A 6,511-nucleotide genomic window follows, 5' to 3' on the forward strand; every position below is an offset into this window, starting at 1 on the left:
CACAGGGCCGCAGCGCGCTCGATTACGCTCTGGCCAACGGGCGTTGGTCGGCAGTAGCCTGCATCGATCCGGCCTATGCCTTGCCGGAACATTTCAGTGAGGCGCCTCTGCCTGAGCGTCGCAGCAGTGCTAGCCAGCAATTGTTTAGCGTGCTTGGTTCGGGCGATACCGCCGCCGCCGAAGATCTTCTGAGTGCTGGTTTACAGCCAGCAAGTACCGAATTGGCTGAGCTGTTATTGTCGTTTTGTCAGCAGGATCGGCGTGAGGTCGTGTCGTGGCTGCTCGCTCACGGCACCAATCTGTTCAGCAAGGATGCCCAGGGCCATACCGTATACAGGCGACTGATGGCGGACACCCAGAATTTTGCCGGACTACTCGGCTATCTGATGGCCATGCCTTTACCAATCAGCGGGTCGGGCACCTTGGCTGCCTATCTGGAATGTTGTCTGCGCAATGATTTCCATCGGCGTACCGATGAGCAGGCTGCCCTGCAATTGCTGCAACAGGGCGCCGATCCGTTCGGGACCTTTGGCGGCGCTTCGCCACTGGTATTGGCCGTACGGCTGGGTTGGCAGCGTATTGTCGAGGCCCTTTTGGCGTGTGGTTGCGATACCAATGCGCCGGACAATGCCGGGCTGACGGCACTCCATCACGCTGCCCTGTTGGGCCGTGACGGCATGTTGAAAGCCCTGATTCTCGCGGGCGCTGATCCCGAGCGGCGCGCCCGCGATGGTCAAAGCGCGCTTGGCGTGGCACTGCTGAGCGGCAATTCCACGTCGGTTGCTTGGCTGTCCTGGCCGAACTGGAAGCTTCCGGGTCGGCATTTGTATGGCCAGGATGTCCCTGCGTCGGTCCTGGTCGGCGATGCCGAAGCGGTCAAGCGCCTGTTGGAGCTCGGTTTGTCTGTGAATGCTTTTGATAGCAAAGGCTCAACGGCACTGATCCATGCCTGTGGTCAGGGCCAGGCCACGCTGGCTCGTCTTCTGCTGGCACGCGGCGCGGATGCGGGCATTGCCGCTAGCAGCGGCGTCAATGCACTCTGGGCCGCGCTTAGTCAGGTCCATACGGAGGTTTTGCAGGAGTTGCTGTTCGGCGGCGCGGATGTCAACCAGGCGGTAGCTGGTTTCTCCCCACTGCATCTGGCCAGTGCGCTCGGCAGTACCGAGCATGCGGCGATGCTTCTGGAATACGGCGCTGATGTTCAGGCACGGGATGCACAGTCGCAGACCGCCCTGCACGCCGCCGCAGGGTTTCTCGTGTCGGAAAAAGCGAAGTTGGATTCCGTACTGCTGATCGACATCCTGTTGCGCGCGGGTATTCCCAGGGATGCCGCAGACAAGCACGGTCAGACAGTGCTTCATCTGTTATGCGGTGCCAGCCTGCAGAAATCCCAGACGCTCAAGGAGGGCCTGGTGCTCTCGGCGCTTGATCGTCTGTTGCAGGAATCACCAGCGGTTGATGCACTCGATGCGCGCGGATTCACGCCTCTGCACCATGCCGCCGCACGTGGCTACGGCCAGCTGGCTGCGCGTTTGTTACGTGCCAGTGCCGACCGTCAGCTGCGTGACAACCTCGGGCGCAGTGCCTATGATTTCGCAGTGATGGGCGGATTTTCAGAAACCGCCAACCTGTTACAGGATCGGCCAGAGCGGGTCGATATCGCCAGCCTGCTGATCAAGAAAGATCAGGGCTGATCAGTGTCCGGCCGATCCTTGCGGTCCGCATCGAACAGGGCTTCCAGCTCCCGGTAGGCTTCTTCGGCACTGGCAATCAGTGCCGCCTCATCGTCATGGGCCAGATATTGCTCGGCCATGATGTGTTCGTCATGCTCGAGGAAAAGCCGGGCGTATTCTTCAGCGCGTTCCTGGCGGATGCCCAGACCGATGAATGCCATCTTCCCGATTTCCACACTGGAATGCAGGGTTTCACGAATGACCGCAACACCCGTGTCCATCAGGCGGAAGGCATGCTGGCGGTTGCGCGCGCGCGCGATGATGCGCAGGTGGGGATAATGCCGTTTCGCCAGACTCGCGATTTTCAGATTCGTTTCCGGATCGTCCGCGGTTATGATCAGCATTTCAGCACTGGCGATGTGCGCAGATTGCAGAACCTCTATTCGCGTCGGGTCGCCAAAGTAGATCATGCTGCCGAACTTGCGCGATAGCGCAACCTGGCTGACGCTGTTTTCAAGTGCGATGAAGGAAATTTTTCGGGCGCCAAGCATGCGACCGACAATCTGGCCCATGCGCCCGAAACCAGCAATGACCACACGTGGGTGCCCGTCTTCGATATTATCGTAAATCGGAGCGACGGTTTCGATAGGATAACGCTTGAAGTAGGCCTGCATCGCCATAAGCAACAGTGGCGTCAACGCCATGCTAATGCCGACTATCGCGACAAGACGGTCGCGCAGCAGTGCATCAATCAGGCCGAAACGTACGGAGTCGGCGAACACGACGAAAGCGAACTCACCGCCCATCGCCATGGTCGCGGCCAGCAGCGCGGATTCACGCAAGCCGATGCGGCTTTGCCATTTGCCGATCATCAGCAGCACGCCGGCCTTGATGGCCATCAAAAACAGAACGCCTGAGCTGATGAGAAGGGGGCTGGATACAATGGTGGCCAGATTGACGGTCATGCCCACCGAAATGAAGAATAATCCGAGCAATAAGCCCTTGAATGGCTCGACCTGCGCCTCGATTTCATGCCGGAATTCGGAATCGGCCATGAGCACACCGGCCACAAATGCCCCCAGGCCCATCGACAGCCCGACCGAATGCATTAGCCAGCCGGTACCGATGACCAACAGCAGCGCCATGGCGGTAAATATTTCACGCATCTGGGTCCAGGCCACGGCACGGAAAAGATAGCGCATGACATGCCGGCCCAGCAGGATCATCAGCAACAACACAAGAATCGCGTATAGGGCCATGCCACCGGTGAAGTGCTCACTCTTGGACTGGGCATGGCCAAGCAGAGGGATGGCGGCCAGTAGTGGAATTGCCGCAATGTCCTGGAACAGCAGAATGCCGAATGCGGCTTTGCCGTGCGCTGAACTCAACTGCTTGCGTTCAGACAACAGCTGCAATACGACCGCGGTCGAGGACAATGCCAGAGCCAATGCCACAATGACGGCACTCTGCCAGCGCAGTTCGAATACCAGCAATACGGCGTACAGCAGGGCGGCACTGAGCAGCACCTGAATGCCACCTGCCACGAAGATGCGGTGTCGCATTTGCCAGAGGCGCGGCGGCGACAGCTCGAGGCCGATCACGAACAGCATCATCACCACGCCCAGTTCGGAAATGGCCAGGGTGCTGTCCGGATCGCTGATGACGGCGAACCCGTATGGCCCGAGCAGCAGGCCGACGAAAAGATAACCCAGCACAGCGCTCAGGCCGAAGCGTCGGAACAGCGGAACCGCCAGCACCGAAGCCAATAGGAACCAAAGCACATCAATCAGACCGGAGCCATGCATGGAAATCCAATATTCCGCCTCACGGCGGCGGTTTTAGTAGAGTATAAGCGTTCTACTTAGACTGGAATGGGGCGGCGTTCAGTGTTTTTTGACGACAGCTGCGCCCATCATTCTGTCGGTGTAGGCGATGCCGATGGCCGAGAGAATGAAAACGCAGTGGATGATGGTCTGCCACATCACGCCGGTCTCAGTGAACTTGGAGCCTTCCGTGCCGAGATTGCTGATGTCGATGAAGGTCTTCAGCAGGTGGATCGAGCTGATGCCGATGATGGCCATGGCCAGTTTCACTTTCAGCACACTGGCGTTGACGTGGCTGAGCCATTCCGGCTGGTCCGGATGGCCCTGCAGATTGAGCCGCGATACGAAGGTTTCGTAACCGCCGACGATGACCATCACCAGCAGGTTGGATATCATCACCACATCGATCAGTCCGAGCACCAGCAGCATGATGGACTGTTCGTTGAAGCCGCTGGCGCCGTGCACCAGATGCCAGAGCTCCTTCATGAATAGGAACACGTACACGCCCTGGGCGACGATCAGGCCCAGATAAAGCGGTAGCTGCAGCCAGCGCGAGCTGAAAATTAGACTTTGCAGAAGGTTCAGGCGGGGTCCGTTATTTGTGCTCACTGTGTTTCTCCATCAGCCGCGCTTCATAGCGCTGAAGAATTCGTCGTTGGACTTGGTGGTCTTCATCTTATCGAGCATGAACTCCATCGCCGCCATTTCGTCCATTGGATGCAGCAGTTTGCGCAGGATCCAGATCTTCTGCAGCATGTCCGGATCGATCAGCAGATCCTCGCGGCGCGTGCCTGAACGGTTAATATTGATGGCCGGGAACACGCGCTTCTCGGCAATGCGGCGGTCCAAATGCACTTCCGAGTTGCCGGTGCCTTTGAATTCCTCGTAGATCACTTCGTCCATCTTCGATCCGGTATCGACCAGCGCGGTCGCGATGATGGTCAGCGAGCCGCCTTCTTCGACGTTGCGGGCGGCGCCGAAGAAGCGTTTCGGGCGGTGCAGGGCATTGGCGTCGACGCCGCCGGACAGCACTTTGCCAGAGCTCGGCACCACCATGTTGTAGGCGCGGGCCAGGCGGGTGATCGAATCGAGCATGATTACTACGTCTTTTTTATGTTCGACTAGGCGCTTGGCGCGCTCGATTACCATCTCGGCGACCTGCACGTGGCGCGCGGCTGGTTCGTCGAAAGTCGAGCTGATCACTTCGCCGCGCACAGTGCGCTGCATTTCGGTAACTTCTTCCGGGCGCTCATCAATCAGCAGCACGATCAGATGCACTTCCGGATGGTTGTTGATGATGGCCTGCGCGATGTTCTGCATCATCATGGTCTTGCCGGCTTTCGGCGGAGATACGATCAACGCGCGCTGGCCCTTGCCCTGCGGCGCCATCAGGTCCATGATGCGGCCGGTGATGTCCTCGGTCGATCCGTTGCCGCGCTCGAGCACGAAGCGCCGGCGTGGAAACAGCGGCGTCAGATTTTCGAACAGCACCTTGTTCTTGGACTGCTCGAGCGGCTCGCCATTGATGGTGTCGAGTACGTTCAGCGCGACATAGCGTTCACCGTCTTTCGGGTTGCGGATGCGGCCGGTAATGGCATCGCCGGTGCGCAGGTTGAAGCGGCGGATCTGGCTGGGCGAGATGTACACGTCGTCCGGACCGGCCAGATAGCTGGCATCGGCTGAGCGCAGGAAGCCGTATCCGTCCGGCAGGATTTCAAGTACGCCTTCGCCGGCCACGCCGTTCGGATGGCGGGTGAGCACTTTCAGGAGCGCGAAGGTGACGTCCTGGCGGCGCATGCGCGCCACGCCTTCATGCAGATTGAGTTGCTCGGCCATTTCCAGCAGTTTCGGCATCGGCATGCGCTTGAGTTCGGTCAGCGTATAGCTCGGGAAGTCCGGCGGCAGCTGCGGCGGCTGGTAGGCCGGGCGCTCCTCATAATTGCCGTTGTTGCCCTCGCCTTCCGCGCGCGGCTGCCGGTCGCGGTTCTGGAAGCGGTCTTTGCGGTTCTGGAAGCGGTCGCGGCGGTTGTTGTTCGGATGATTGTGCCGGCTCTGCCGGAAATCCTGTCCTTCGGCGCCATCGCCGTTCTGGCGCTCTTGCGACAGGGCCTCAGCACTGGCGCTGGCCGCCGGAGCCGCCGGCGCTTGCGGCGGTGCGGGATCGACATGTACCACGACCTCCGCCGGAACGTCGTTCTTGGTCTTGGCAGTTTTGGTCATTCGCGGTTTACGGGTTTTTTTGGCGATCTCATCGCCGGAGATGTTTTCGTTTTCTGACACAGGGGAGTCCTCGCGAGTGCGAGCAGGGGAGAAGGGTGAGAGAAGAATTCAGGCCGCGCGTGGCGCGTTCGCCATTAAATTAGCATTGTTGCCCGCCAAGGGCAAGCGGCCGGGTGCAGGTGCCACCGGCCGGGTGCGGGAATCAGATGTTGCTGTCGACGAAAGTGGCCAGCTGCGCTTTGCCGACCGCACCGACCTGAGTGGCCTGGACCTTGCCATCTTTGAACAGCATCAGGGTTGGGATTCCGCGCACGGCGAACTGGCGCGGAGTGCCCGGATTATGGTCGATGTTGATCTTGACCACTTTCACTTTGCCGGCGTGACTGTCGGCGATGTCATCGACCAGCGGGCCGATCATCTTGCACGGACCGCACCATTCGGCCCAGAAATCCACTAAGACGGGAGTGGATGATTTCAGGACGTCGGCGTCGAAACTGGCGTCGGTAACGTGGTGGACTTTATCGCTCACAGAAGGGCTCCTGGCAGGGGGTTGGCCGTGTCGGCACGGGCTTTAGGGTAGAATAGGGACGCACATCGTAAATACAATCCCAATCGCCCGAATTCTTAATAGCGCAGTTTGCGCCGTCCGGGGGCGCAATGCAAGCGGCAAGGCTGCTGCGGAAACCCAAAAATGACTGATAAAGCACTGACCGATATAGCCTTTTCCAATTTCGATATCACTCCTGCATTGCTTGACGGCCTGGAACAGGCCGGCTTCTCACGCTGCACGCCGAT

At 59.4% G+C, this 6,511-nt stretch carries 5 protein-coding genes; 1 reads left to right on the forward strand and 4 read right to left on the reverse strand.

What is annotated here, in order from left to right; genetic code table 11:
• Window positions 1-1,694 (forward strand): ankyrin repeat domain-containing protein (locus ACIQ0Q_RS08080; protein WP_395772429.1); only part of this gene is annotated, 1,694 nt, incomplete at its 5' end.
• Here the strand turns inward: ACIQ0Q_RS08080 and ACIQ0Q_RS08085 are convergent.
• The 4 genes from ACIQ0Q_RS08085 to trxA all read right to left on the reverse strand — a co-directional run bounded on the left by ACIQ0Q_RS08085 (window position 1,685) and on the right by trxA (window position 6,245).
• Window positions 1,685-3,478, reverse strand: coding sequence for a monovalent cation:proton antiporter-2 (CPA2) family protein (locus ACIQ0Q_RS08085; protein ID WP_395772430.1), 1,794 nt, complete (start codon window positions 3,476-3,478; stop codon window positions 1,685-1,687). The genes ACIQ0Q_RS08080 and ACIQ0Q_RS08085 overlap by 10 nt on opposite strands.
• A gap of 78 nt (window positions 3,479-3,556) precedes the next feature.
• A complete protein-coding gene (locus ACIQ0Q_RS08090) occupies window positions 3,557-4,105 on the reverse strand; it encodes a TIGR00645 family protein (RefSeq protein WP_395772431.1) in 549 nt (182 codons plus the stop codon).
• 12 nt (window positions 4,106-4,117) lie between these two features.
• A complete protein-coding gene (rho, locus tag ACIQ0Q_RS08095; protein WP_395772432.1) occupies window positions 4,118-5,776 on the reverse strand; it encodes a transcription termination factor Rho in 1,659 nt (552 codons plus the stop codon).
• 142 nt (window positions 5,777-5,918) lie between these two features.
• Window positions 5,919-6,245: a thioredoxin TrxA gene (gene trxA / locus ACIQ0Q_RS08100; RefSeq protein WP_395772433.1), complete on the reverse strand. Its 327-nt coding sequence runs from the start codon at window positions 6,243-6,245 to the stop codon at window positions 5,919-5,921.
• Window positions 6,246-6,511: the final 266 nt, after the last annotated feature.

The organism is Arenimonas sp. (genome assembly GCF_044348765.1).
Taxonomy (GTDB): domain Bacteria; phylum Pseudomonadota; class Gammaproteobacteria; order Xanthomonadales; family Xanthomonadaceae; genus Arenimonas.